Genomic DNA, 1,776 nt, shown 5'->3' with positions numbered 1-1,776 from the left:
GCGCGGAAGCGGGCGCGGGCGCGGCGGCAGCGGGCGCCGGGGTCGGCGCGGCGGCGGGCTCCGGAGCGGCGGGCTGAACGGGCTGGGCAGGCTGAACGGGCTGAACGGGCTGTTCGGGACCACCGCCGCCGGTGCCGCGCACGGCCGCCCTGGCCGCCGCGACGCCGCCGCCCGGCGGGACTGGCGGGCCACCGGCCGGTGCTCCGCCCATGTGCGCCTCGGGCCCGGGAACGTACCCCGCCGCGGGGGCGCCGCCGCCCCCGGAGAAGCCGACGCCCCGTTCGAGGCGGTCGAGGCGGGCCATCACCGAACGCTCGTCCCCGTACGCGGCGGGCAGCAGCACGCGCGCGCAGATCAGCTCGAGCTGGAGGCGGGGCGAGGTGGCACCGCGCATCTCGGTGAGCCCGTCGTTGACCAGGTCGGCGGCGCGGCTGAGCTCGGCGGCGCCGAAGACGCCGGCCTGGGCCTGCATGCGCTCGAGGACGTCGGCCGGGGCGTCGATGAGCCCCTTCTCGACAGCGTCCGGGACGGCGGCGAGGATCACGAGGTCCCGGAGCCGCTCCAGCAGGTCGGCGACGAACCGGCGGGGATCGTTCCCGCCCTCGATGACCCGGTCCACGACCTCGAAGGCCGCGGCCCCGTCCCCCGTGGCGAACGACTCGACCACGGAGTCCAGCAGCGACCCCTCGGTGTAGCCGAGAAGGGAGGTCGCCATGGCGTACGTCACACCGTCCGCCGCCGCACCGGCGAGCAGCTGGTCCATGACGGACATGGAGTCCCGCACGGAACCCGCGCCGGCCCGCACGACGAGCGGCAGCACTCCGTCCTCGACCGGGATGTTCTCCTTCTGGCACACCTCGCCGAGGTAGTCCCGGAGCGTGCCCGGCGGCACGAGCCGGAACGGGTAGTGGTGGGTGCGCGACCGGATGGTCCCGATGACCTTCTCGGGCTCGGTGGTGGCGAAGATGAACTTCAGGTGCTCCGGCGGCTCCTCGACGACCTTGAGCAGCGCGTTGAAGCCGGCCGACGTGACCATGTGGGCCTCGTCGATGATGTAGATCTTGTAGCGGCTGCTCGCGGGCCCGAAGAAGGCCTTCTCGCGCAGTTCACGGGCGTCGTCCACGCCACCGTGCGAGGCGGCGTCGATCTCGATCACGTCGATGGAGCCCGGACCGTTCCTGGCCAGGTCCCGGCAGGACTGGCACGCGCCGCACGGCGTCGGTGTCGGACCCTGCTCGCAGTTCAGGCACCGGGCCAGGATCCGGGCGCTGGTCGTCTTGCCACATCCACGCGGGCCGCTGAACAGGTACGCGTGATTGACCCGGTTGTTCCGCAGCGCCTGCTGCAACGGGTCCGTGACATGCTCCTGCCCGATGACCTCGGCGAAGGACTCCGGGCGATAGCGGCGGTACAGCGCGAGAGACGACACGCATACGAGGTTATAGGCGTCCACTGACAAGCGGCCGCGCCCGCAAACGCAAGCGCCCCCCACGCACCCGCCAGAGCCGACCTACCCTTGCTGCCTTCCGGCCCTGGGGGAGTTCAGTCAGATAGCGCCGCGTGAGGGGCTGCGCAAAGAGTACCCGATCCCGGCCAGCAGGAACGAGTTCGCGAGCACTCCCCTCGGTCATGTAATGTTTCCGGCGGAGGATTCGCCTAGAGGCCTAGGGCGCACGCTTGGAAAGCGTGTTGGGGGCAACCCCTCACGAGTTCGAATCTCGTATCCTCCGCCAGTGCCTCACCGGGCACGATGTCGAAGGGCCCCACCGTTCGCGG

At 71.7% G+C, this 1,776-nt stretch carries 1 protein-coding gene, 1 tRNA gene and 1 other RNA gene; 1 reads left to right on the top strand and 2 read right to left on the bottom strand.

The genetic code is table 11. The annotated features are described in order from the left end of the window. Positions 1-1,429 (bottom strand): DNA polymerase III subunit gamma and tau (locus tag ACFW2E_RS46335; RefSeq protein ID WP_384478048.1); only part of this gene is annotated, 1,429 nt, incomplete at its 3' end. A gap of 45 nt (positions 1,430-1,474) precedes the next feature. Next, positions 1,475-1,573: signal recognition particle sRNA small type (gene ffs, locus ACFW2E_RS46330), an RNA gene on the bottom strand. A 72-nt stretch (positions 1,574-1,645) separates the two neighbouring features. Between ffs and ACFW2E_RS46325 the strand changes: the two genes are divergently transcribed. Continuing rightward, a tRNA-Ser gene (locus ACFW2E_RS46325) sits at positions 1,646-1,733 on the top strand. Positions 1,734-1,776: the final 43 nt, after the last annotated feature.

The organism is Streptomyces sp. NPDC058964, from assembly GCF_042741275.1.
Classification (GTDB): Bacteria; Actinomycetota; Actinomycetes; order Streptomycetales; family Streptomycetaceae; genus Streptomyces.
The sequence above is the reverse complement of the archived record's forward strand: the minus strand, read 5'-3'. Positions and strand labels throughout refer to the sequence as shown.